The 26,825-nt window shown below is 37.3% G+C and carries 17 protein-coding genes; 9 read left to right on the top strand and 8 right to left on the bottom strand.

Going from position 1 to position 26,825, the window contains the following annotated elements; all coding sequences use genetic code 11:
- Positions 1-44: 44 nt before the first annotated feature.
- The 8 genes from CLV73_RS02695 (at position 45) to CLV73_RS02660 (ending at position 17,910) form a co-directional block, all read left to right on the top strand.
- The gene (locus CLV73_RS02695) at positions 45-7,043 is read left to right on the top strand and encodes a type I polyketide synthase (RefSeq protein ID WP_100376963.1); all 6,999 of its coding nucleotides are present in this window, start codon (positions 45-47) and stop codon (positions 7,041-7,043) included.
- 21 nt (positions 7,044-7,064) lie between these two features.
- Positions 7,065-11,300: a type I polyketide synthase gene (locus CLV73_RS02690; protein WP_100375342.1), complete on the top strand. Its 4,236-nt coding sequence runs from the start codon at positions 7,065-7,067 to the stop codon at positions 11,298-11,300.
- A complete protein-coding gene (locus CLV73_RS02685; protein ID WP_100375341.1) occupies positions 11,288-11,587 on the top strand; it encodes an acyl carrier protein in 300 nt (99 codons plus the stop codon). The genes CLV73_RS02690 and CLV73_RS02685 overlap by 13 nt, the downstream gene beginning before the upstream one ends.
- A complete protein-coding gene (locus CLV73_RS02680) occupies positions 11,578-12,369 on the top strand; it encodes an alpha/beta fold hydrolase (protein WP_100375340.1) in 792 nt (263 codons plus the stop codon). The genes CLV73_RS02685 and CLV73_RS02680 overlap by 10 nt, the downstream gene beginning before the upstream one ends.
- Positions 12,362-14,758 carry a glycosyltransferase gene (locus CLV73_RS02675; RefSeq protein WP_100375339.1) on the top strand — a complete coding sequence of 799 codons (2,397 nt, stop codon included), beginning with the start codon at positions 12,362-12,364 and terminating at the stop codon, positions 14,756-14,758. Before CLV73_RS02680 ends, CLV73_RS02675 begins: the two co-directional genes overlap by 8 nt.
- Positions 14,759-14,850: 92 nt before the next feature.
- Positions 14,851-16,122, top strand: coding sequence for a condensation domain-containing protein (locus CLV73_RS02670; RefSeq protein WP_100375338.1), 1,272 nt, complete (start codon positions 14,851-14,853; stop codon positions 16,120-16,122).
- A 10-nt stretch (positions 16,123-16,132) separates the two neighbouring features.
- Positions 16,133-17,359 carry a hypothetical protein gene (locus CLV73_RS02665; protein WP_157798705.1) on the top strand — a complete coding sequence of 409 codons (1,227 nt, stop codon included), beginning with the start codon at positions 16,133-16,135 and terminating at the stop codon, positions 17,357-17,359.
- Positions 17,356-17,910, top strand: coding sequence for a hypothetical protein (locus CLV73_RS02660; protein ID WP_100375336.1), 555 nt, complete (start codon positions 17,356-17,358; stop codon positions 17,908-17,910). Before CLV73_RS02665 ends, CLV73_RS02660 begins: the two co-directional genes overlap by 4 nt.
- A 49-nt stretch (positions 17,911-17,959) precedes the next feature.
- On the opposite strand, the gene CLV73_RS02655 is transcribed toward CLV73_RS02660, so the two are convergent.
- From CLV73_RS02655 to CLV73_RS02640, 4 genes are all read right to left on the bottom strand, one after another.
- Positions 17,960-18,592 carry an HdeD family acid-resistance protein gene (locus CLV73_RS02655; protein ID WP_100375335.1) on the bottom strand — a complete coding sequence of 211 codons (633 nt, stop codon included), beginning with the start codon at positions 18,590-18,592 and terminating at the stop codon, positions 17,960-17,962.
- Between the two features lie 332 nt (positions 18,593-18,924).
- Entirely contained in the window at positions 18,925-19,935 is a 1,011-nt protein-coding gene (locus CLV73_RS02650) for an NAD-dependent epimerase/dehydratase family protein (protein ID WP_100376962.1), read from the bottom strand.
- A 63-nt stretch (positions 19,936-19,998) separates the two neighbouring features.
- Positions 19,999-20,574, bottom strand: coding sequence for a Crp/Fnr family transcriptional regulator (locus CLV73_RS02645; RefSeq protein ID WP_100375334.1), 576 nt, complete (start codon positions 20,572-20,574; stop codon positions 19,999-20,001).
- A 50-nt stretch (positions 20,575-20,624) separates the two neighbouring features.
- A complete protein-coding gene (locus CLV73_RS02640) occupies positions 20,625-20,891 on the bottom strand; it encodes a SemiSWEET transporter (RefSeq protein ID WP_228424185.1) in 267 nt (88 codons plus the stop codon).
- A 275-nt stretch (positions 20,892-21,166) separates the two neighbouring features.
- Here CLV73_RS02640 and CLV73_RS02635 point away from each other — a divergent pair, with 275 nt between their 5' ends.
- Positions 21,167-21,550: an SDR family oxidoreductase gene (locus CLV73_RS02635; RefSeq protein WP_100375333.1), complete on the top strand. Its 384-nt coding sequence runs from the start codon at positions 21,167-21,169 to the stop codon at positions 21,548-21,550.
- Here the strand turns inward: CLV73_RS02635 and CLV73_RS02630 are convergent.
- The 4 genes from CLV73_RS02630 to CLV73_RS02615 are packed head-to-tail and all read right to left on the bottom strand — an operon-like array spanning position 21,547 to position 26,338.
- Positions 21,547-22,704 carry an ABC transporter permease gene (locus CLV73_RS02630; protein ID WP_157798704.1) on the bottom strand — a complete coding sequence of 386 codons (1,158 nt, stop codon included), beginning with the start codon at positions 22,702-22,704 and terminating at the stop codon, positions 21,547-21,549. The genes CLV73_RS02635 and CLV73_RS02630 overlap by 4 nt on opposite strands.
- Positions 22,701-23,846 carry an ABC transporter permease gene (locus tag CLV73_RS02625; protein WP_100375331.1) on the bottom strand — a complete coding sequence of 382 codons (1,146 nt, stop codon included), beginning with the start codon at positions 23,844-23,846 and terminating at the stop codon, positions 22,701-22,703. Before CLV73_RS02625 ends, CLV73_RS02630 begins: the two co-directional genes overlap by 4 nt.
- A 38-nt stretch (positions 23,847-23,884) precedes the next feature.
- Positions 23,885-24,880, bottom strand: coding sequence for an HlyD family secretion protein (locus CLV73_RS02620; protein ID WP_100375330.1), 996 nt, complete (start codon positions 24,878-24,880; stop codon positions 23,885-23,887).
- 12 nt (positions 24,881-24,892) lie between these two features.
- Entirely contained in the window at positions 24,893-26,338 is a 1,446-nt protein-coding gene (locus CLV73_RS02615) for a TolC family protein (RefSeq protein ID WP_100375329.1), read from the bottom strand.
- Positions 26,339-26,825 lie beyond the last annotated feature (487 nt).

Below are 26,825 nucleotides of genomic sequence, written 5' to 3'. Positions count from 1 at the left end.
TTATTGTGAAATCCCCCTTCCATCATTTCAATACCAACAACACAATGAAAAACTTAACCATTATTGGATTAACTCCTTTTGAAAAACCGGATGTTAATCTTATTATTAAACTCTATGAAGCAGATGCGTTCCCTGTCTTAAGCTTAGGACATGAGTTGGTGATTTCTCAGGAATCACTTGATCTACTTGATAAAAACAATATACCATATTATGGTATTCATATTTCAAATGAAAACCTAACATCCCTCAACATTTCGGAAAAGGTACAGTTTGTGATTCAGCCTATCCAAATTCCCGCAAATCCTTTATGGAATCTGCCAATCCTCTATCAGGTGAGCAGTTTAGAGGATGCAAAAAAAGCTGAGGAATTAGGAGCAAAAGGTATCATCATCAAAGGTAACGAAGCAGGCGGATTGATAGGATACGAATCGACGTTTGTACTTTTCCAGCGCGTGATTAGAGAAATAAAATCCATTCCTGTCTGGGTGCAGGGCGGAATCGGGCTTCACGCAGCTGCTGCTGCAAAATCTCTTGGAGCCGCCGGTATAGTTCTGGATAGCCAGCTTGCCTTATTTCCGGAAACTTCTGTTCCTATGGAAATCAAAGACCTGTGTTCAAAACTAAACGGTACGGAAACAAAAATTATAGCCAGTCACCGCGTCTTGATAAGACCAAATTCCCCTGTATTACCGGAAAATATTACATCCGAAGAACTTACAGAATATTTCAAAGATCTTGATATAAATAAGAGCTATATTCCTATGGGACAGGATATTTCTTTAGCAATCGATCTGTATGAAGATTTTAAAAATCTGAAAAGATTAGTTTTTGCATATAAAGAAGCCATGTATGGTCATCTGAAACAGGCAAAATCACTTCAGATTATCAATCAGGAAAATATTTTAGCAAAAGATCTCAACTTAAAATATCCCATCGCACAAGGTCCGATGACCCGTGTGAGTGATGTCCCTGCATTCGCCAATGCAGTTGCCGAATCAGGAGCTTTACCATTTGTTGCTCTATCTTTATTAAAAGGTAATGCCGCAAAATCTTTGGTATTTGATACTAAAAATTTAGCCGGAGAAAAAACCTGGGGTGTCGGAATTTTAGGATTTGCACCACAAGAACTGAGAGATGAGCAAACTTCTTATATTTTAGAAGCAAAACCATCTGTCGTTTTGATCGCAGGAGGAAGGCCCGCCCAAGCTAAAGTGTTCGAAAAAGCAGGAATTAAAACATTTTTACACGTTCCCTCTCCCACCCTTTTGGATATTTTCCTTAAAGAAGGCGCTACGAATTTCATTTTCGAAGGTCGTGAATGTGGCGGTCATGTTGGTCCGCTTTCAAGCATCGTTCTTTGGGAAAAACAGATTGAAAGAATCTTAAAAGAAGATCATCCTGAAAACATCAGCATATTTTTTGCAGGCGGAATTCATAATGATTTTTCGACTGCGTTTGTTTCCATTATGGCAGCTCCGTTAGCTGCAAGAGGTGTAAAAATCGGAGTTTTAATGGGAACTGCCTATTTGTACACGAAAGAAGCCGTAGAATATGGCGCGATTCAGGAAGAATTCCAGTTGCAGGCGATGCAGGCGAAAGAAACCGTTTTACTGGAAACTGCTCCAGGACATGAAACACGTTGCTTAGACACGAATTTTGCTAAATATTTTAATGAGGAAAAATCTAAATTAATCGCAGCCGGAACCGATAAAAAAGAAGTTTGGGAACAGCTTGAAAAATTAAATGTCGGCCGTTTAAGAATTGCAGCAAAGGGTGTTGAACGTCAAGGTGATCAATTGGTCAATATTCCTAAAGAAGATCAACTGGATTTGGGAATGTATATGATCGGTCAGGTAGCGACAATGCATGATAAAGTAATTTCTCTGGATGAACTACACGAAAATGTAAGCATTCAAAATCAAAAATACATTCAGGAAGCCGGGCTTTCGGAAGCTCCTGTTTCGGTAGAAAAACCTTTAGATATTGCCATTATCGGAATGGAATGTATTTTCCCTAATGCCAAAAATTTAGAGGAATACTGGAAAAATATCGTTCTTGGAAAAGACAGCGTGACTGAAGTTCCGGACGAAAGATGGAATAAAGAATTATACTATCATCCCGATTCTAACGAAGCCGATGTTTCCCATTCAAAATGGGGCGGATTTATTCCCAAAATCGATTTTGATCCGTTAGCATTTGGTATTCCACCACAATCTCTTGCTGCGATCGAGCCAACACAACTGTTAACTTTATTGGTAGCAAAACGTGCGATGGACGATGCGGGGTATGGCGAAAAACATATTAACAAAGAAAATATTTCCGTAATTATCGGTGCGGAAGGCGGAAATGATTTAGCCAACAGCTATAGTTTTAGAGGATACTACAAGCAGGTTTTCGGTGAGCTTCATGAAGAAGTTAAGGAAGCTTTTCCACATACCACAGAAGATTCTTTCCCGGGAATTTTAGCGAATGTTATCGCGGGAAGAATTACCAACCGTTTAGATTTAGGCGGAAGAAATTATACCGTAGATGCAGCCTGTGCTTCTTCTTTGGCAGCGATTGATCTGGCTTGTCAGGAATTGGTCTTAGGTAAATCAGATATGGTGTTGGCCGGCGGCGCAGATTTACACAACGGAATCAATGATTACCTGATGTTTTCCAGTACACACGCGCTTTCCAGAAAAGGAAGATGTGCTACTTTCGATAGTGAAGCAGACGGAATCGCTTTGGGAGAAGGCGTTGCAATCTTAGTGTTAAAAAGATATGAAGACGCCGTAAAAGACGGCGACAGAATTTATTCTGTGATCAAAGGTGTCGGTGGTTCGAGTGACGGAAAAGCACTTGGATTGACTGCTCCGAGAAAAATCGGACAGGTTCGTGCGCTGGAAAGAGCTTACACACAAGCCGGAATCAGTCCTTCATCGGTTGGCTTGGTTGAAGCTCACGGAACAGGAACTGTGGTCGGTGATAAAACCGAATTGAGTGCATTGACCAACTTATTCAGCCGTTCAGGAGCTTTGCCGGGACAGACGCATTTAGGTTCGGTAAAAACTCAAATCGGACATACAAAATGTGCAGCTGGTTTGGCAGGCTTAATTAAAGCTTCACTGGCAGTTTATCACGGTGTAAAACCTCCGACCATTCACCTTCAGCAGCCGAATGCCTACTACAATGCAACAACAAGTCCTTTTGCTTTCAATGCAGAAACCGGAATTTGGTCTGACAAAAACCGTTATGCGGGAATCAGCGCCTTCGGTTTTGGCGGAACAAATTTCCATACAGTAATCGCCAATCATCCTAAAGAAGATGATTCTGCGGTATTACAATCCTGGCCTTCGGAATTATTTGTATTCCGTGGAAATACGTATGATGAGGCTAAAATTCAATTAAATCAAATTAAATCTTTACTTGAAGTTAATGACAGTATTGCCTTAAAAGATATTGCTTACAGCTTGGCGACAAGTTCAGAAAAACAGATTCAGTTGAGCATCGTTGCCGATACAACAGAACATTTGATGATGAACATTGAACTGGCTTTATCCGGAATTGAAAGCAAAGACACATTTACCGTTAATAAAAAAGAAGGTAAAGTAGCTTTCCTATTCCCTGGACAAGGCAGTCAGCGTATCAATATGGCACGCGATTTATTCGTTGCCTTCCCTGAAATGCGAAAATTAATCGATTCTTATCCAGAATTAGAAAAAGTAATTTTCCCTTCAAAAACATTCGATGATGCCACCTTAAAACAACAAAAAGAAACCATAAAAGATACGCGTTTAGCGCAACCGCTTTTAGGAATTGTTGATTTGGCTTTGGCTAAATTCTTACAATCCATCGGAATTGTTCCCGATATGTTAGCGGGACACAGCTACGGAGAATTACCGGCATTATGTTTCGCAGGCGTTTTTGAGGAAGAAAAATTGGTTGACTTAAGTATTCAAAGAGCAAAATCGATCTTAAACTCTGTTGAAGGCGGCGATCCGGGTTCTATGATTGCAGTAAGCGCAACGAAAGAAAACTTGCAGCCGATTTTAGCACAGGTTGAAGGTTGTTATCCTGTAAATTACAACGCTCCGACTCAATGCGTGGTGGCAGGAACTACGGAAGCCATCAACAAATTAATGGAAGTTTTGAAACAGGAAAGAATTTCAGCAAAAAAACTGGAAGTTGCCTGTGCGTTCCACAGTCCTTTACTGGTGAAATCTAAAGGTTTATATCAAACTGTTTTAGAAAACGTTCCTTTCAAAGAAATGCAGATTCCGGTTTGGTCAAATACGACAGCAGAAATCTATCCGACAAACACTTCCGAAATCAAAGAAAGATTAACAGATCATTTGGTACAGCCCGTAAGATTCGTGGAAGAACTTCAGGCGATGTACAATGACGGTGCAAGAATTTTTATCGAAGTTGGTCCCGGAAAAGTATTGACAGGATTAACAAAATCTTGCTTGGAAAAAGACCAGTTGACGTTGTTTGTTGAAGATAATAACACGAATAAATTAACACATTTTCTTTCAACACTTGCCCAATATTTGGGGACAGGTCGAAGTTTTAACATTGCTAAACTTTTTGATGGCCGAAATGCAAAATCCATTCAAATCGATCAGCCAGAACTGTACAAGAAAAGTCCTGCCATCTGGCGCGTGAACGGACAGGCAGCTCATCCAACGACAGGTTCACTCCCTGTTAATGGTGCATTACCCATCATAAATCCACTTCAAATGAACAATTTCACTCAAAATACCCAAACACCTGTCGCTGAAAATCAGACGAATGCAGAACGTATGTTGCAGGAATATTTAAACAGCATGAAAATGATGATTCAGGCGCAACGTGATGTGATGCTTTCATTCCTGGGACAGAATCTGCAGGTTCATCAGACTCCTGTTTATCAAGCTCCGATTCAAAATATTCCAACTCAGCATATTCCCACTCAAGAGGTTTTTCCATCAACAAACAACGTTAGTCAAGCAACCATTACTGTTTCTGCAAAACAGGCTCCGACAAAAGATATTAAAACATTATTGCTACAAGTCGTAAGTGATAAAACAGGTTATCCTCACGAAATGCTGGGTATGGAAATGGATTTGGAAGCAGATTTAAGTATTGATTCCATTAAAAGAGTTGAAATTATTGGTACCCTGAAAGCTGAATTAGGCTCTTTCTCTTCAAACACAGCGAATGAAGATACAATTATGGAACAATTAGCCGGAATTAAAACATTAAACGGGTTAGTTTCCTGGTTAACAGAACATTCATTAGCATCAAATACAACAGAAAAAGTTGGAGTTACAGAAACTCAGGCTTCAACTTCTCAAGCTCAAGCTGGATTTTCTCTTGAAGAACTTCAGACGACGATTTTAAATATTGTAAGCGATAAAACGGGTTATCCTAAAGAAATGTTAGGTTTAGACCTTGATTTAGAGGCAGATTTAAGCATCGATTCTATCAAACGTATGGAAATTATCGGCGATTTGAAAACTAAAATCGGCTTCGGTGGAGATATGGAACAAGCGGATGATTTAATGGAAAAATTAGCTGCGATTAAAACATTGAACGGATTAGCTTCTTGGATTCATGAAATGAGCGGAAATGCGCCTTCTGAACCGGAACAAAGTGCATTATCCCGTCTTCGTTTTGATTTGACTCCGACTGATATTTCCTTAACGGAAAACACAGAAATTCTTCACGGAAAACGTTTTGCCATCACTCAAAATGACAGCAATCAGACATTAGCGATTAAAAATGAGCTTGAAAAACATGGTGCCATTGCGGAATTAATTGATTCTGATAAAGATTTAACCGATTTTGACGGGTTAATTATTCTTGATTTATTCTCATCTTCCGCCAATCACAACATCATCGACCATGTTGATTTAATCAAAAAAATGGATCTTGATAAAGCAAAATGGATTTATCTGATTTCCGATATTCCGGCTCATGTTCAGGAATTGACAGATACTACTCTTTTGCGTCATTACAAAGGACATCCGGGGCTTTTCAAAAGCCTGGCCCGTGAGTTTGAACAGACGAATTGCAGATTAATCAGCCTTACTTCTCCTCAACAAATTGAGAATATCGCTGAAATTACGTTAAAGGAAATTTTAACGAAAGATAAACCTGCCGAAGTTATTTATAAAAACGACAAAAGACACAAAGTAGATATCATTCCGTCGCCTTTATCGACAGGTTTAAGCGAAGCTCAAATTCAATTGGATACAAATTCCGTTGTATTGGTTCTTGGAGGCGCTCAGGGAATTACTTCAGAATTGGTAAAACACATGTCACAGGCTTATCCTTGTACGTATGTTTTGGTCGGAAGATCTGCAGATCCGAGAAATCAGGCGACAAACAGCGAACTGGAAGCATTTAAAACCAAGGAAGAAATAAGAGCCTATCTTATCAAATCAGGAACATTCACTTCACCTTCTGAGATTGAAAAAGAAACGATAAAAGTTTATAAAAACAATCAGATTCTACGTACAATCCGCGATATGGAACAATTGGGAAATACGATTGTTTACCAATCATTAGACCTTTGTGATGAAAATGGTTTGTCTGAATTAATTAATTCTATTTACGAAAAATATAACCGTTTAGATGGAGTTATTCACGGTGCAGGATTGCTGGAAGATAAATTATTCAAGCAAAAAACAACAAGCTCTTTCGGACGTGTTTTCGATACTAAAGTGAAACCGCTTCGTGTATTGGCAGAACAACTTCGCACGGATTGTCAGTTTGTAGTGTTGTTTTCAAGCATCGCTTCCGTGTACGGGAATAAAGGTCAAACCGACTACGCAGCTGCAAACTCCGTTTTGGATGATTATGCGAATGCTTTAAATAAAAAATTAAAAGGAAAAGTAATCTCCATCAATTGGGGACCTTGGAAAGGAGCTGGAATGGTTTCTCCAACCCTTGAAACAGAATACGAAAGAAGAGGTATATCTCTAATCCCATTGGATCAAGGGAAGGAAATTTTCCTGAATGAAATAAAATATGGAACTGAAAGTCAGGTATTAATCATGTCTGGAAGTAACTGGTAATCTCTGTTTTAAATTTAATTTATGAAAAAAACAGATGTTGCAGTAATTGGTTTGTCTTGTGTCTTTCCGGGGGCACAAGACGCCCAAACTTTTTGGCAGAATATTGTCAATAAAGTAGATTCTACCCAATTAGCTCCGGCTGACCGAATCGATCCTGTTCATTTCAGTGACAGTACAAATCCAGTTGACCGTTTTTATTGCCAACGCGGTGGATTTATCCCTGATTATGAATTCGATCCAACTGCTTTCGGAATTTTACCATTGGCGGTTGAAGGAACTGAACCCGACCACTTATTAACGCTTGATTTGGTTCAAAAAGCCTTAGACGATGCCGGTATTTTTCAGAAAAATATTTCACTGGAAAAAACAGGAATCATCATCGGGAAAGGAAATTACACAGGACCCGGTGCAACTCGTGCCATCGAAATTGTAAGAACAGGAGAGCAAATTTCTTCTTTATTAAAAGAATTGTTACCGGAAGTATCCTCTGTCGATATTGAAAAAGTAAAACATGCTTTTCAGGAAAGAAAAGGACGTTTTGCAGCCGATACCGCGATGGGATTAATTCCCAATCTGGTTGCTTCATTAGTAGCGAATCGTTTTAATCTTGGAGGCGCTGCTTTTACTGTTGATGCAGCTTGTGCAAGTGCTTTACTAGCCGTAGATCACGCCGTTCAGGAGCTACAAAGAGGTCGTTCTGACATTATGATTGCTGGTGGTGTTCACACCGGACAAAACGCCGCTTTCTGGAGTATTTTTGCTCAGTTAGGAGCATTGTCCCGTCAACAGCAGATCAAGCCTTTCAGCAGCGATGCCGATGGTTTATTGATTGGCGAAGGCTGCGGATTCGTCGTTTTAAAAAGACTGGAAGATGCCATTCGTGATCAGGATAAAATTTATGCAGTTATCAAAGGGGTTGGAATCAGCAGTGATGGTAACGGAACCAGCGTGATGAGCCCCTCAGTAAAAGGCCAGCTAAGGGCATTACAACAAGCTTGGGAAAATGCAGGTTTAAATGAAAATAAAATCGGTTATTTGGAAGCTCACGGAACAGGAACTCCGCTTGGTGACAAGACAGAATTGCAGACTTTGGCCCAATTTTTTGGAAAAGAAGAATCGGCTAAAATTGCAGGTATCGGTTCTGTAAAATCAAATATTGGTCACGCCATGCCCGCTGCGGGAATTGCAGGTTTAATTAAAACTTGTCTGGCTTTACATCATGATACATTACCCCCAACATTGTATTGCGAAAATCCTACTCCGGATATGCAAAATACAAGATTCGAGCCTGTTCAGGAAGCGAAAAGCTGGTCGAAAACAGGGTTGCCAAAGGTTGCTGCAGTCAATGCTTTCGGATTTGGAGGAATCAATGCACACGTGGTATTGGAAGGGTATGATATGCCTAAAAAAGATAAGGTTTTAATCTTAGCAAGACCAACACATGAAGAATTATTAACCGCTTTACAAAATAACGAGACAACAGTAGGAGAAGGAAATTTCCGTATAGCGATATTCGAACCGACTCCTGCGAGAATTGAAAAAGCAACTAAAATTGTTGCTAAAAACAATCCGTGGCGTAATAAGCAGGATATTTGGTACACCAACACTCCTCTATTACAAAACGGCGAAAAAGTGGCTTTTGTTTTTCCAGGATTAGACGGATTAGCAAAAGGTGAAGTAGAAAGTGTAAGCCGTTATTTCAACATCAACGCACCGATTGAAACAGAAGGTGAAGGTTTGTTAAATGATGCTTTAAATATCTTCAACAACTGCAGTATTCTCGATAATTCATTAAAAAAATTGGGAATTATTCCTGATATGAATGCGGGTCACAGTTTGGGAGAATGGCTTGCAGGTTATTCTTCTGAATTGGCGGAAGTAAATTCCGTAAAGGCCTTAATTGATGTTTTAAACCCTGAAACTTTTGAATTAAAAGATTCTAAATTCATCGCCATCGGAGCAGGAATTGAAACCATTAAACCTATTATTGAAGAAATTCCTAACATTTATATTTCTAATGACAATTGCCCGAATCAGGTGATTCTTTGCGGAAGTAATTCAGCTTTGGATGAATTGGTTCCTATATTAAAATCAAAACAGATTTTTCATCAGATATTGCCGTTCCAGTCAGGTTTTCACTCGCCTTTTATCGCTGATAAATTAGATGTGATTTTGGCAGGAATGGAAAAAGCACAGTTTCAGCAGACGAAAATTCCATTATGGTCCGCAACGACTTTGGAACCTTATCCGGCTGATCAGGAATCTATCCGAAAACTGAGCGCGGAACATCTTGTTGAACCCGTTCGTTTCCGTGAACTGACGGACAAATTATACGAAGAAGGCGCAAGATTTTTCATTCAAGTTGGAACCGGTGGTTTGATTGGGTTTATTGATGATACATTGAAAGGAAAAGCATTCAGCACGATTGCTTCAAGCGTTGCGACGCGTTCTGCATTGGCTCAATTTCAACGAGTAGTTGCAGCGTTATTCGTGGAAGGAAAAACGGTTGCCCTTGACTTTTTAGACATTCAGACTCAATTCAAAAAATCATCTGGAAAAGGAATAAAACTTGAATTAGGTTCACCAATTATCCGTGATTTTAAGGAGATTCAACAATTAGCAAAATCAATTGATACACCGAATCAAAAGATTACCGCAACGGTTGCAAAATCAGGGCATCCACTGGTTCAGGCATTTCAGGATAATATTTCAGATATGATCCGTATGCAGGAAGAAGTTTTAACTTTATTCCAGAATCGTCCGAAAGTTTCAATTCCGAATATTGTATTACCAAAAGTTCAGGCTCAGATAAGCAAGAACTTTGAGAAAACATTGTATGTAACGTTGGAAACTCATCCCTACCTTATCGACCACAGCTTACTAAGACAGCCAAAAGGCTGGACAGAAGTTGCCGATATGGAACCCGTGATTCCAATGACTATGATTTTCGAACAGTTGGCAGAAATTGCTCAAGCAGAAATTGAAGGAACTCAGGTTCATAAAATCATGAACATAAGTGTTTTTCAATGGATGAATGTGGCAAAACCTTTCGAAAAAACCGTCAAAGGTGAATGGAAATCGGAAAACCATGCTTATTTAGATATTGAAAATTTTGCCAATGCTGAAGTTTTATTAACCTCAACAGCAAGACCGAATCCTACCTTCAATCTTTACATCGGAGAAATATTACCCATCGAAAGAACTCCCGAAGAAATCTACGAGATGCATATGTTTCACGGTGAAAAATATCAGGGAATTACGGAAGTTTCAAAGGTCGGAACGAAAGGAATTATCGGAAAGATCAAAGGAAATGGCGGAAAAGGCTCGTTATTGGATAACGCAGGACAATTATTCGGACTTTGGTTGCAGTTAACCTTAACAAAAGACAGAATCGCGTTCCCTGTAAAAATAAAAGACATTGAATTTTTCGGAGATTTACAGGATCAGGACGGGATTTTCGAATGTACGTGCAGCCTTACTGAAATGAATGATGAATTTGCCATCGGTGATATTCTTTTAACCAGAAACGGAAAAGTATGGTGCAAAATTTCAGGATGGCAAAACCGCCGCCTGGAAATCGATTCAGCTTTATGGAATGTATCGATGTCGCCTTTACATAACCGTCTTTCCGAAGAAATTGCTCCCGAAGTATTTTTCTTCCATCAGGCGTATTCAAGGGTTGCTTCTTGGGATTTTATTCTGAAAAGATATTTCAATCAAACCGAAAAAAGATATCACCAAACCTTGCTTCCCAACAAGAGAAAAAGCTATATGGTAAGCCGAGTTGCGGTGAAAGATGCCGTGAGAAATCTTCTTAAAAAAGAAAAAAATCACCCTTGCTTCCCGATCACTTTTGAAGTTGGAAAAGATGAGGTCGGAAAACCGTTCTTAATCGGAGATGCTACGAAAGATATACACATTTCTTTGGCACATAAAGGAAAAGATGCGGTCGGAATTGCAAAAAGCGGAAAATCTGTCGGAATCGATATGGAAATTATTGAAGAACGAAGCTCAGGATTCTACGATTTGGTCTTTACCAATAACGAATTAGCCTTATTAAAAGGAAAAGATCAGGCAGAATGGACGACCAAATTCTGGGTAGCTAAAGAAGCCTACGGGAAATTCGTCGGAACAGGATTAAAAGGAAACCCGAAACGGTTCGAAGTCGAAAAAATTACAGAAGATTCTTTATGGATCAACCAAACAGAAATCAAAACTATTAAACATAAAAATTATATCATAGGATGGACACTATAAACACTACAGCAAAATTAAATCACGAAGAATTATTTGATCTTTTAAAAGGTTTCATCACAGAAGTTATCGGTGAAGAATTTGTTGAAGAAATGGACATTACGCCGGAAAGTTCGTTCACGAAAGATCTGGAAATGGACAGTATCGAAATCGTTTCTTTTTCGGAAAAAATCAAAGCACATTTTGGTGAGCAGATCGATTTTACAGGATGGCTGTCTTCAATGGATCTGGATGAGCTGATTAACCTAGATTTAAGTATGATTATCAACTATATCTACGAATGCCAATAATCTCTGTTAACGATAAAAAGGTTCATATTCAGGAACTCAACAAAGGGGCTGAACAAACTGTGTTGCTGATTCACGGGATGTTCAGCAACCTTTCTATTTATTATTTTAATATTGCTCCGATTCTGTCCAAACACTTCCATGTGGTGATGTTTGATTTAAAAAGTCACGGCATGAGCGAACGTTTTCTCGACGGCTACGATCTGGAAAATATGTCTTCTGATGTTCTGGTGCTGATGGATGTTTTGAAAATCGAAAAAGCACATCTTGTCGGCTATAGTTTTGGAGGATTAATTTCTTTAAAAACAGCTTTAAAGGCACCTAACCGCATCGAGCAGCTGGTTGTCATCGAAGCACCCGACCCGCAGGATGAAAAAGCCAGAAATATTATTGATGAATACAGCAAAGAGTTTCTGGAGCATTATGTAGCCAATTTTACCGACACCACAAAAGTACAGATGGGCAAAAGACAGATGGAAAAAAACCACAGAATGTATGAGTTTTTGTTTAATCAAACCAGCATAAAGGCAGATATGATTAAAGAAAAGCATTTCCTGAGCGAAGTTGATTTTTCGGAATTAAAACCTTCAACAATGCTGATGTACGGTGAAGATTCCAACTGCAGGCCGACAGGTGAATGGCTGAATACTCAAATCAATCAATCTGAATTAAAATTAATTCCCGGAGACCACAACATCCCGATTCAAGAACCTGTTTTAATTGCTGAAACCATCACCCGCTTTTTATCAAAATCATTAAAAACCTTATCACAAAATCATGGCTAAATTTGTATTTATAGTTCCCCCTTTAACTGGTCATGTCAATCCCACATTAAGCATTGGTGCTACTCTTCTGGAAAGAGGTCACCAGGTTGCCTGGATAAGTCTCGACCAGAATTTAAAAAATAAACTTCCGGAAGGCGGTGAATTATTATTGATTCAGTACGACCAGACGGACGAAGAAAAAAGAGAAAGTGAAAATTATCTCGATATTATTTCTAAAAAAGTAGTCTATGGAATCGACAGCATCAAATTTCTTTACGAAGATGTGCTGATTCCTTTGAACAGGCATTGCTATAACGGAATTATTCCTTTATTAAAAAACTATCAACCTGATTTGGTTATTGGCGATCATCAGTTGTTTGCGGCTTCTATTGCGGCTAGAAAATTAGGTTTGCCTTATGCTACAACGGTAACCGCTCCGGCTGCGATTAAAATCATGAATGAGCTTCCAAAAGTTCATGAGTGGGAGGAAAAACAAATCATCGCTTTGCAACAGGAATTAGGTGTTGAAGAAAACCGTGCATTGGATTGTTCGGATTTACTGACACTGGTTTTAACCTCCCAATATTTCTTTGGTGAAATGGAGTTGAAATCTAATTTCAAATTTACAGGTCCGGTTCTTACCGAGCGTCGCGTTTCTTCGGAATTTGACTGGGAAAAATTCAACAGCAACCAAAGAAAAAAAATTTTAGTCAGCATCGGAACAACTTTCGACCACGAACATAAAAGAGCATTTTTCCAAAAGGTTATTGATGCTTTTAAAGATGAAAACTTAACGGTTGTTGTGGTTTCAGACCCTCTGCTTTTTGAGGAACGGCCGGAAAATTTTATGGTTTATCAGCAGGTTCCTCAATTAGATCTGTTACCTCATTTAGACGGCGTTGTTTCTCACGGTGGTCACAATACGGTTTCCGAAACGCTGTCAAACGGTTTGCCATTGGTGGTGATTCCGATTGCGTATGATCAATCGCATGTTGCGGGACGTGTTGTACGTACCGGAGCGGGAGAACGTCTGAATTTCAACAGATTTAAAGCGCATCATTTAAAAGAAGCCGTACAAAATATTTTAACCAATCCTGAATATAAAAAAGCTGCGGAAATGGTCCGCCAATCTTTCATTGAAGCCGGAGGAAGCGCAACAGCAGCCAATTTATTGGAAAATACCATTTCCAATTCTACAATGGAAAGACCAAAGTCTAAATTTTTATTTGTTGTTCCTCCGTTTTTCGGACACATTAGTCCTACTTTGAGTGTTGGAGCAAGTTTAATTGCCCGTGGTCACGAAGTAAAATGGTTTGGAATTACACCATTAGACAATAAACATATTCCGGAAGGCGGAAGTTACTTTTATCCGGAACAAGATTTAGTTCCTTATCAGGATGAAATTGCCAGAATTTTAAAAAGACAGGATGATGGTCCTGCCTGTTCAGGTCCTGAAGTCATGAAACTGGCTTTGGAAGAAACCTACGCTCCTTTTGCCAAAATAATGATGCCCGGCTTGGAAACTTTGACCCAAGCATGGCAACCCGATGTTATCGTGAACGATTGTATCACTTTCGGAGGAGCCTTATTTGCCCACAAAAATAGTATTCCGTGTGTAACGACAACACCGGTTCCCCCAGACGTAATGGGCGATACAGAAAATAGTGCCCCGAAAATTTTCGAATGGCAGCAGAATTTGATTAAGCAGCTTCAAAAAGAAGTCGGAATTGAAGATGAGGGAATTTTCATTCATTCTCATCATTTGAATCTGATCTTTACCTCCCAAAAATTTGCTGATTTTGATGAGGTTCCTTCTCACATGAAATTTGTAGGGCCTGTAAAAGGGCGTCCAAATCCGGCACCTTTTGACTGGGATAAACTGAATGCATCGACAACACCTAAAATATTCGTTTCATTGGGAACATTATTGGTGGATATCAGAAAAGCATTTTTCGAAAAAGTGATTGCGGCGTTTGCGGATCAACCCGTAACCATCATTGCCGCTACTCCACCGGAAATTTTTGAAGAATGGCCTTCCAACTTTATTGTAAGTAGTTTCGTGCCCCAATCGGCTTTGATGCCTCACATGGATGCCGTGATTTGTCATGGTGGTTTTAATACCGTAAATGATACTTTCACCAACGGATTACCCATGTTGATTACCCCTATTGCTTACGATCATTTTCACATTGCAAAACTGATTGAAAAAGCAGGTTGCGGAATCAGCATAAGATATAAAAGATTGCGTGTAGATGTACTTCGACAGACTGTTTTTGAATTATTGGAAAATCCAGCATACAGAAATGCTGCAAAAGAAGTTCAATCAAGCTTAATTGACGCCGGCGGAAACGATCGCGCAGTAGAATTGCTGGAAAATTTTGTAAAACAATCCACTTTAGTTCCTGTGTAAGCCTATGAAATCGCCCTTAACCAATTTAGATACAATGAATAACAAAGATAAGCGATTCCATATGGCCATTAAAAAACAATAAACAATTACATATGAAAAGAAGATTGTTATTTGGTGAAAGAATGTTGCTTGGCGACGGTACTGAGCCCTTCAACACGGTGATCCCTTTCAGGTTAAGAGGAGCATTTGTCTTGAAAGATATTCAGTATGCCTTAGAAAAGATTCAGAATAAACATCCTTGGTTAAAGGCTGTTATTCAACATGATGAAAAGAATGTTCCGTGGTTTGAGGTTTCAGAAAAAGTAAAAATTTCCATCCGGATTTTAGCCCGAAAAGATGAAAATGACTGGCTGGAAGAATCGAAAAAAGAGTGGTATAAAATGTTTAATTACAAAGAACAGCCACTCATGCGATTTGTCTGGATCAAAGGTGAAGAAATTTCAGATATGATGTTTGTGTTCCATCATTGCTTATGTGATGGAGGTTCTGCCATGGCTGTTCTGGATGAATTTTTAAAAGTACTGGACGATCCGAATTACGACATTGGCGTTGAAGATCCGATTTTGGGAATTCATGACGTAGTTCCCAACGAAATTTTGAACAACCGTAAGCAACAATTTAAAGCAAAAATGATTGGGCGATTGGCTGCAACGGCTATCAAATATATCCCTGTTAATAAAAAAACGACTGACCGACAAAGCGATTATTTGATCAACTGGAAGTTTGATAAAGAGACAAGTAAAGAACTGATTGATTATTGCAAATTTCAAAAAGTGACTGTCAATACTTTTCTCTGTGCAACAATCTTAAAAGCATTTCAAAAAACCAGAAAAGAGAAGGCTTTTAATAAGGTTTCATGCCCTGTTGATATCAGACGTTTTGCTGATCAGATCAAAGCCGATCACATTTTCGCTTTTGGATTGATGATTGTGGTCTCTTTAAACAAAAAATTAGGTTTTGAAGAAAACTTAAAACTGATGCAGGAAGCTGTTGAGAAAAAAACATCAAAATTAAATCCCTACATCACGATGATGGTCATGGAATCTGCTCATGATGCATTGACGAATTTTACTAAATTATTGAAAAACGGAAAATCTACCAATGATTGTATGTTTTCTAATTTGGGTCGCATTCCAATTGCTCATGAATACAAGGAATTTACACTGGAAAACATATTCAGTCCGTCCGTCATCGGACCTTTGGGAAATACAACAACAATGGTAACCTCCACATTCCGTGGAGAAATGGATTTTGCTTTCATGGGAAGCGAAGGGTATTTACCTCAAACTGAAGCTTTGGCAATTCGTGACGAAGTCATTACCATCATAAAACAAAAACTGGAATCTGTAGCGGCCTATGATTAAACGAAAACTAATGATGGTAGAAAGAATCATGTACGTTGATTCTAAAACTCCTGTAAATTGTGTATTTACAGTTAAAATTAATGGGGTAATTTCTGAAGATCATTTTAAAATTGCTTTAGATAAAATCCAGCGGAAACATCCATTACTAAGAGCCTATATTGATCATAAAAACGCAAAATATCCCTTCTTTGTTGAAGAAAATGATATTTTACCAATTCCGCTCCGTATTGTTGAACGAAAAACAGATCAGGACTGGCTGTCCGAATCTGAAAATGAATGGTACAGAATTTTTGAAGATCCGAAAAAACCACTGGTCCAGATTGTTTGGGTAAAAGGATCAGCTGTTTCTGAAATTCTTTGGGTAATGCCCCATTCTATCTGCGATGGAACAACCGGTATCAACTTACTACGAGAACTTTGTTCTTTACTGGATGATCCTTCTGCAGAATTGGGCTCTTATCAGACATTCAGCTCCGTTGATGATTTTCTGCCTGCTGATTTCAATCTGAAAAAAAACCAGCGAAAAGCTAGATTATATTTAATTATGGCCAAATTATTCTTTTTCATTCAGTCTAAAAGTAAAAAAAGAAATTCCGGAAAAAACTACGCTCTTCACAGAAAACTTGACACTGTTATTTCCAAAAAAATAGTTGATAAATGTAAAGTCAACGGGATTTCCGTTCATTCTTTGTTGTGTGCGGCCTTTATGGAAGCGTTCAAAGAATTTCAGGGTAAAAAGGCAAAAGGAAAAGTGATAAGCCCGGTAGATGTTCGAAATTTTATTCCGGAAATCAAGCAAGATCATATCTTTGCATTTGCGCCGACAGTTGAATTGTCTTTGAAAAAAGGGCAGAATTTACTTGAAAATGCGCAACAGATCAAGAAAGATTTAGTTGAAAAAATAGGAAAGACGGAAGCAAGGGAATTGCTGTGGATGGGTGAAAATATGCATCCGGTTGTTGATCGTATGATTTCATTATTAAAATCCGGCAAAGGCGGACATGATATTACGTTGTCGAATATGGGTAAAATAGATATTCCGAATGAGTATAAAAATTTTAAGCTGGAAACCATTTACAGCCCGACAGTTGCATTTCCGTGGCTGAATTCCAATACTTTAGTAGTAACGACTTATAATCAGCAAATGGATTTCACCTTTATGTCTAATGAAGATTTTCTTCCGAAAGAAGATGCAAAAAAAATAAAAGATAAAGCTATTGAGCTCCTGACGTCATGAAATTTAAAATAAAAAAAGCTCAACCAAAACCACTCAAAAAAACAACACTCAACCGCTTTCTGAAAAAGCGGATGCTTATCTATTTGATTCCGAACGTATTTTTTAATTTTATCATTGCTTATGCCAGTTTTAATGAATTAGGCTATACTCATTTTTTTGCCTGTACACAGAGTTTAGCTCGCCTTACCTTACCTATGGCTATTTTTTTACCGGTTGTTCTTACGATTGATATTATCAAAAGAGTGACCGATGCAGCACATCAAAAAGCAATTGAGTTTGAAGTCGATGATCAGCTTAATTTAAAAAAATTACTGACTAAACTGAGTATTTTAAACGGACTGGTTACAGGTGTATTGGTTTTATCCAGCTTGCTGTTTGCCCAGTTTATTTTATCAAAATATTATAAACTAAACCCGACAGCAATGGCTATTTTGGTCGGAAGTTTAGCCGGAATACTTTCGGTATTGTTTACTTATCTTCCCATTAGAACGCTGAAAAATTACTTAAATAAACGTGTCATATTAGATTCAGTTGAAGTGAATAATGGTTAATATAATGTGACCGAATGCAGTTTATCTTTGTTTATCTATATAAAAACTTTTATTTCATTCTTTCATTAATTTCTTCCTGAAGATTTTCTATTTTCTGCTTTATCTCGTCACTTAATTTATTAGGGAAATTTTTAAGTTTTTTAAGATCAAAAGCTAGAATAACAGAAGCTACTCCAACAAAAACAAAGGATAATCCGGTAACCACCACCAGCGACATTCCTGAAAATATAGGATTAGCCAAAAGGAGGAAAGAAAGAATAATCCCGAGAATACTGAAAATAGCAAGATTACCCCAACGAAGAACATGAGCATCTTTTAAATCGAAAGAAATCCCCAATAACTGGAAAGAGCGGAACATAACTGTAAGCCCTACAATGAAGGGAAGTATTGCCATTGATATTTTAGGGTAACTCACTAAGTAAACACCCATAATTAAGGATAAAAGTCCACTCACCAAATACCATCCCCACCCGTTCATCGACTTTCGATTCTCAATGGAAAAAAAGATATCGAATATTCCTGAAACGATAAAAGATACACTAAATAATAGTGATAGGGCCACATAAGTTCCAAGAGGTGAAGAGAATACATAAAGTCCACAAACGATAAAAATAATTCCCAAAATCAGAGGAACATACCAATGCTTCACAGAGTTTCTGAATGATTTTAACAGATTGGGCATAATGAATAAATTTTTAGTGCCTACTTTGCAATACGGTGTTCGGCGGGTCCGTGTTTATATTTTTATCAGTAGCTTCGGGAAATTCTGCGTAAAAGAAATGTAAATGATTTATGTTGACGGCAAAGTCTTCACTACTTCATAAAAAATTTTCTTCAGCTGTTCTAATTTACGTAAAATATCTGAATACAAGACATTTAACCTTATGATATTTATTCAAAAAAGAAAAAATTTGCCCAATGCTTGATATCTATTTATGAAACAAAAATGACTATCTGTTGATAGCCATTTTATAATTAATCAATTTATGTTCAAAAATGTTACAAATTATATATTTATAGCAAATTTTTATGTTCCATGAGATAGGCTAAAGCTTCTTTTACCGTTTGTTCCGGACTCTTAGGATTAAAACCCAATTCGTTTCTTGATTTTGAAATATCGAAGTTCTGCTGTAATCCTGAAAACATTGCAATATCTTTAACGCTTAGTACCGGAGGTTTTCCACTGATTTTAGCTGAAAGTTCCATTACACCTGCAATTACATACAGGACAAATTTAGGAACAGAACCAGGCACTTTGATTTTCAGTTCCGGATAAAGCTTTTGAGCCAGTTTGGTAGTATCGGTAATGGTCATACATTTTTCGTTGGCTAAAATATAACGCTCTCCGGATCGCCCTTTTTCTGCGGCAAGATAGCAACCTTCCGCAACATCTTTTACATCTACCCAATTCAGCGTTATTTTGGTATCCATCGGTATTTGCTTGTTTAAAATTAATCCCAGTACGCCATAAGAGATATTCAACGGGAGAAATGCTTCACTACCAATCATTGCTCCGGGCATTACGGACACCAATTCAATTCCTAATTCTTTAGCGAGCTGAAAAGCCAGCTTTTCGCCATCATTCTTAGAATTATAATACATATCTCTTCTGTCCGGGTTGTATCCATTACTCTCTTTAGTAGGGAGATTGGTATAATCTAAAGCTGCGATGGAACTCACATACACAATTCTTTTTACCCCCGCTTCAGCAGCGGCTTCGATCGTATTACGGGTTCCTTCCATATTGACATCGTAGATTTCTTTTTTAGGATCTTTGGCCCACAATTTAAATGAAGCACCTACAGCATAAAATGTATGAACTCCCTGGAGAGCTTTTACAAATGAAGCTTTGTCGGTGATATCTGCCTGCACCACTTCACAGTCCAAATCTTTAAAACAGTCTTTATTTTTGATATTACGAACGGATGCGCGAACCTGAAATCCTTTTTTAATGAGTAACCTTACCAGATTGTTGCCTAAATGCCCATTTGCTCCGGACACTAATACTAAATTCTTACTTGTCATTTTATTGATTTTAAATACTACTGCAAAGTTCATCCTTGCTTATTCAAAATCACTTCACAAATGTTACTTAAAAATCTGTTTGCGGATACGGCTCAAACTTTTGGGATTCATGCCCAGAAAAGAAGCAATATACTGCATAGGAACATTGTGTAACAACTCAGGATGTTCTGTCATTAATTTTAAATAGCGCTTTTCTGCAGTAAGTGTTGCCAGTTCTTTCGCACGTTTCTCATTGTAGGATAACGATTTCTGAAAAACTAAAAAACTGAAATCTTTAAATGCAGGGCTTTTTTGAGTAAGCAGATCAAGATCTGTCTTTGTAATACGTAAAAGTTCGCATTCCGTAATACATTCCAGATTTTCATCTGATCGGGTCTGATTTGTAAAGTTGGAATAAGAAGTAATAAAACCCGGAGGACAATTGATGTGCGTAGTTACCTCATCGCCTTTATCATTGTAATGAAACAGCCGTACAAAACCTGAAACCACAAAATATAAATATTGAGGAACTTTTCCTTCTTCTTCAATCACTCTGTTTTTGGGATACAGGACGGGTTCAAAATACTGAATGTATAATTCTCTTTCAATATCTGAAAGTTGTGCACGTTCTGAAATAAGTTGGATGAGTTGATTATGCATAATATTGTTTAGAAATTACTTTGAACAAAGTATAAAAATAAAAATAGCGTTCAATCAGCATTATTTTTATATAGTAAGTAACAGATGAAGAGAGTTCCATTTACCAATATAGCAAAGGCATTTGATAAAATTATGGGTAATTCATCTTTCCGAAACCCGTACCACACCCATAATGAGAGTCCTAAGATAAGCACCAGAATCATCACCCACGACAAATCATCAACATTTTTTTCTCTTATTACCTTTATAAGTTGAGGTAGCATTGAAACGGAAGTTAAAGTTCCGGCAGCAATTCCTAAAATATTTTCATCAATCATTTATCTTCTTATTTAAACTATAAAATCTATTTAGACTCAAGTTAGCTATTTTTACTTTTAATGATTATCTATTTTTGAAAACAATTTAAAAATATTTTTTCATCTATTATTCATTTACTACTATTATAATTTAAGGGAATTGGTTAATTAAAAAGCAATGAATATTCCCTCCCCTTGAAAACTTTATATATCCGCTTTGGATACAACAAAAACAGATCTGGATACAATTGCCGCTTCGATCCTTAAGAACTTTGTAACTATAAAAAATAAAAAGAATGAAAATAGTAATTACAGGTTCTTTAGGGAACATCGGGCAGCCATTAGGCCAAGAATTAATCAAACAAGGACATACGGTAACATTAATCAGCAGCAATCCCGAAAGAAAGATGGAGATTGAACGTCTAAAAGCAACTGCTGCTATTGGATTTTTAGCAGTATCCTTTTCGGAAGCAGATGCTGTATATTGTATGATTCTTCCTAATTATGAACAGCAGGATCAGATCAAGTATTATAAGATCATTGGAGAAAGTTACAAAAGAGTTATTCTTGAGACTAAGGTGAAGAGAATTGTTCATTTAAGTGGCTATGAAGCACTCGGCAAGTGGAACAGGTTTATAGCCGCATATCACAGGAGAAACAGCTCTCACTCGCTACATTAGTTACCTGATTTATAATTGATAATAAATTTAAATCTAAGCATACATAAAACCATAAAAATTAATAATAAAACTGTCAGGTGAAGTATTGACGGTAAATTGTCTGCCAGACTACCTCCTGCCTGAACTATTGAAAGATACGCTTTTAGGAAAGGTGTTGTTGGAAGCATATCTGAAAAAAATTGTACTAATTTAGGTAAAGCCTGATATGGCATAGAATATCCCGTTATCAAAAATATCGGATAAGACGAAAAAACCATAACCTGAAATGTGAAAAGCTTAGATTTTAAAAAACTCCCGATTAACATCCCAAAAACCAGTATTGTAGCTATAAAAAGAGCCATTAATAAAGACAAATCCAAATAATTCCCTCTTATTTTCACTCCGAAGACCGAAAAATTTATGGTCGCAAAAAACAAACCGAAAATCATAAAAACAATGAAATATAAACTACTCTTTCCAATAAGTAATTTAGAAATATTGCGTCCTGAAAGTTGATAAAGATTACTAAGCTTTTTATCTTCTCTTTCAGAGGCAAAACTAGCTGCAACACCTATCAGCAAAGTCTGTTGTAAAATTATGGCCAGTAATCCAGGTAATAAAAAAGCCCCATACGTCATCCCTGAATTGTACAACGGACGGTAATCCATATTAATTGGATTGGTCATTTTCATCGACTGATCATCATTCATCCCTTGCTTGTTGAAATAAGTTTTTCTTACACCTGCTCCAACCGTAAGACAAACTTTGGTAACTGCGCTTAATAAATCGCTGGAAGGCAAAAATCGCGAAGCATTCAAAACAAGATTTACATTGACCTGCTTTTGGGAAAGAATATACTTTTCCATATCCTTCTGAATATAAAAATATCCTTCAACCTCTCCATTATATAGTTTTTCGTTAGCCTCAGAAATATCGGAAACAGGAGTTATATCAATCATCGGAGTAGAATTGAGTTGATCTGTCAACAATCTTGATATTGCCGTTCCATCTGCATCAATCAAGGCTAACTTCACTTTCTCCTCTCCTTTGTTCAGATAAATGCTTCCATACATAAAGGCATAAACAATAGGCGCCAAAAGTAAAATCATAAACAGACTTGAATCTTTTGAAACGCTTTGAGCTTCTCGTTTTATGATTTGGAATATTTCTTTCACACCTTTTGATTTTTAAGATAAGTATCCACTTTATTTTGGAAAAAAAGGATCGCAATTGAAAAAGTAACTCCAATAAACAGCAAAAGCTTATAAATTTCCGGCATTGCATACGATATCGGAAGTTTCATAAAATAAATCTTAATAAATCCATCCAGAAAGTGTGTGTAAGGCATTATTTCTGCATAAAACTGATCATACCATGGCATTGCCGTTCTTGGAAATGTAAACCCACTGAATACAAAAGCCGGGGAAGTAAAAAACAGTGCAATATCCGTTACCAAAAGCAGATTGTTTGAAATTGCAGAAACCATCATCCCTATACCGATGCATGCAAGAGACATCAAAGTATACATGATGAAGAAATTAAAATAGGTCCCGGGTTTTCCTAAATGATAAACAGGAAACACCAAAAAAGCAACCAGTAAAAAAAGAATCCATGCAATGCAAAGATGTGCAAACATTTTTCCTATAAAGATCTGTGAAGAAGAGGTTGAAATCTTCAAGAGTTCATCAATGGTACTTCTTTTAAACTCCAAATTCAGGATGAGAACAGACGCCACGATCAATGCCATTTGCAAACCTACGGTTATCAGACCCGGTGTAAGATACATTTGATAGTTAAAATCAGGATTATATAAAGTTGTTGTATTTAACTTAATGGGCTGAACCAAAGTATTCGCTGTTTCAGCAGGCATTCCCTGCTTTTCCGCTTTTTGAAGAACTACAGCAAGTCCTCCTTTGATGATGACTTCCGCAGCTCCTTTATAGATCATCTTCGCAGGGACAAGATAGGCTCCATTCGTATACAGCGTAATATTGGATTGATGATCTTTCTTTACATCCGCTTCCATATTTTTCGGGAAATGGACCGCCCCAAAAATTTCACCTTTTTTCATCAGACTTTCGATTTCTGCATTACTGAAAGCTGTATGGGTAAAATGTATATACTCATTCTGCTCCATCATATCTGTAAGCATTCTGGAAACTGAAGAGCGATCTTCATCCCAAACTGCCATTGGAAGTTCCTTAGCAAACTGCTTCTGATAAATAAAACCGTAAAAAAGAAAAATAATTGGCGGAATCACCAGTAAAACCACATAAAAGTTAGGAATCGAAAAAATTCGTTTCCATTCTCGCAGCATGATTTGGCTAATGGTTTTCAAATTGAATTAAAATAATATTATGGTAAAATCAGTTGTGCAGTCATACCGGGACGAAGTCCTTTAATTGAACTCAGATTTTCAGGTTTTACTTTTATCTGGAAAGTTCTCAGTTCAAATTCTCCGTTCTGTTTTTCGGGCACCCAATCTGCATATCCTAATGCAGGAGCCAGTTCCGATACGACACCCTTCACTTCTTCCGGCGTACATCCAGGAATTTTCATTGTGACAGATGTTCCTTTATCTATTTTATTCATCTGACTTTGGCGGAGATTGAATTTTACAAAATAGGAATTATCCTTCTGAATGGTCATCATAGGATATCCAGCATTTACCATTTCGCCTTTATTCGAAATAACGGTGGAAATCTTTCCTGAAGCAGGAGCTTTTATAGAAGCATTATCTTTAATCTGTTCGGTAAGTTTCTCCGCATCTTTTGCCTGATTCAGAATTGATTTTGCAGAATTTTTAAGCTCATCATTACTTCCGCGTTCAAGCAATTGTACATTCAGTTTTGCCGTTTCAAGCTCTTTTTGGGCCGCTTTAAATTTAAAATAAACAATATCTCTTTCCTGTCCCGAAACCACGCCCTCAGAATAAAGATTCTGGAAACGCGAATAGGTTTTATTCATTAAATCCATTTGCTGCTGTGCAATCTGTTGAAGATTCTTTGCCGAAGCCAAAACCTCAGGCTCCACACCTCGATCAACTTTATTCAGCTGATTTTGGGCAATAGTTACTGCTTCGGAAACCTGCGACTGAATGGTTTCTATCTCTGAAGTTTTCATTTGGGCAACAATCTGTCCTTCTTTTACCTCATCATCCTGTTTTACCAACAAATCGACCACTCTTCCGGGTAAAGATGCAGATACATCCACAAATTCCGCATCAACCATCCCTATAACGGCATCCTTATCGACCTGTGAAGATGTATTTCTAAGAAGGTATATAACCGCAACAGCCAAAACAATCAAAGGAATAAAAACCGCCCAGTAATTTTTTATAAAGTTCTTCATCTTGTTCTGATTTTATGGAATATAATTGATCATGTTTTCAGGGGTTCCGTTAATAAAAAAATAGGTTGCTAATGCCGTCTGATAAGCAACTAGCGAAGTGTAATACAGCTTTTCGGTTTCATAATGCAATTGAAGTACATCATTAACATCCTTCACAGAAGCAAGACTGTTTTCCAATCGTTTTCTTACCATTTCAGTAGTTATATAAGACTGTTTCCTTGATTCATCAAAAGTCTCACTCTGTTCTTTCAGACTGATAAGCTTATTTTGTGTTATTCTGGTCGCAAGATTTACAGCTTTCTGTTTCTGATCTATTAATATATCAGCTTCTTTTATAACAGATTCCGACGCCTGATTTCTGGATCTCCTTTCGGGATCAAAGAGTGTCCATTGCATTTCTATCCCGACCAGCCAGGGAGGTGTAATCAAAGGAAGGTCCTTTCTGAAAAACTGATAGTTCCCAATGGCAAAAATATTCGGCTTCGAAAGAGATTTGGTAATCATAAGACCTGTTTCTGCTTCTGTTTTTTTGCTTTGAAGGAGCTTGATATCTGCATTATTTTCTGAATTGGAAAATGTCGGAAGTTCCGTGTTTTCGGTTAGCTTCTCAGTAATTTCCAAGGGTTCGTCTAGTGAAACTCCCATTAAATCTTTAAGGGCAAGCAACGCATTTTCTTTTTCAAGATTCAGGTTTTTAAGATTGGTTTCTCCTTGTTTTTTAGCAATATCTGCCCAATTTTTCTGATAAGGCGGGATAATTTCTGATTTCAAAAGATTTTCAGCATATTTTTCGTTCTGATGAAGAGATGCCACACTTTTCTGCTGTTTCTCAATCATTGAATTGAGATACATGATCTGAATATATTGTAATGTTATATTATAAGTTATAAGATCTTTTGAAGATTTCAGATTGGCTTTTCCACTTTCCACCTGCTGTTCCGAAAGTTTTTGTGAAGCATTCAGCTTACCACCAAGATAAATAGGCTGCCTTACGAAAACACCGGCTAAAAAATAGCTTTGTTTTGCAATCGCTGGGTTGTAATTGGGATATACCGCATTAATAATATCTTTGGAAGTCTGGTAAATAACATCCTGAACACTTTGGGGAAGAGCGTTTCCCGTAATCTCCTGATAAACGGAATTGGCAGAAGATACGCTCTGTTGTGCCGATCCCTCTACGATTCCGCCTTTTACCTGCTGAAGATTAATTTTAATAGGTTCTCCGATATAGTTATAACCTCCAAGTAAATCTACCTTCGGTAAATTATTATTTTTATTGGACTGTACAAGCTTTTCCCGGGTTTCCAAAGATTGCTCTGCCAGCTTTATTGCAGAATTATTTTTTATTGCATTATTGATACATTGCTGAAGACTAACACTCTGGCAAAAGATATTTGCAGAAAACAGCACAAAACATATCGGTATTATTTTTTTAAATCGTATAATTTGTATGTACATAACATCTTATCCAAATTTAATCCAGAAATAAATTATAACATCAACAAGGACGAAGAAATACACTACATTACCATTTTCCCTATACCACTATTTATAGCATTAAAATAATGTTTGCTATACTCTGAAAATTGAACGAAAGAATTTTAATCTGAAACTCTTAATTGCATAACACTCTACAGAGGGATAATCCCAGTACTAGTATTCTATGTTCAAATTTGAGCTAACTTTTCTCTGGCAGAATCTTCCAATTGCTGTTGATTGTTTATATACTGTTCTTAGCCAGTATGAGAATGAAAAACGGGATTTAAAACAAAGTAAATTTTCATATAAATGCTTATTAATATTTGGTTGGTCTTATAAAAATACAAATTATTTTAATTAGTTCACCATAGCAAGTTTTAAAAAATATTAATATATTTCAGTTTCACTAAAATTTCAAAAAATTACTCTCTATGATATTTTAATGAATTTTATGATTTGTTAGGTC

This window comes from Chryseobacterium geocarposphaerae (assembly GCF_002797535.1).
GTDB classification, from domain to species: Bacteria; Bacteroidota; Bacteroidia; order Flavobacteriales; family Weeksellaceae; genus Chryseobacterium; species Chryseobacterium geocarposphaerae.
The sequence above is the reverse complement of the archived record's forward strand: the minus strand, read 5'-3'. Positions and strand labels throughout refer to the sequence as shown.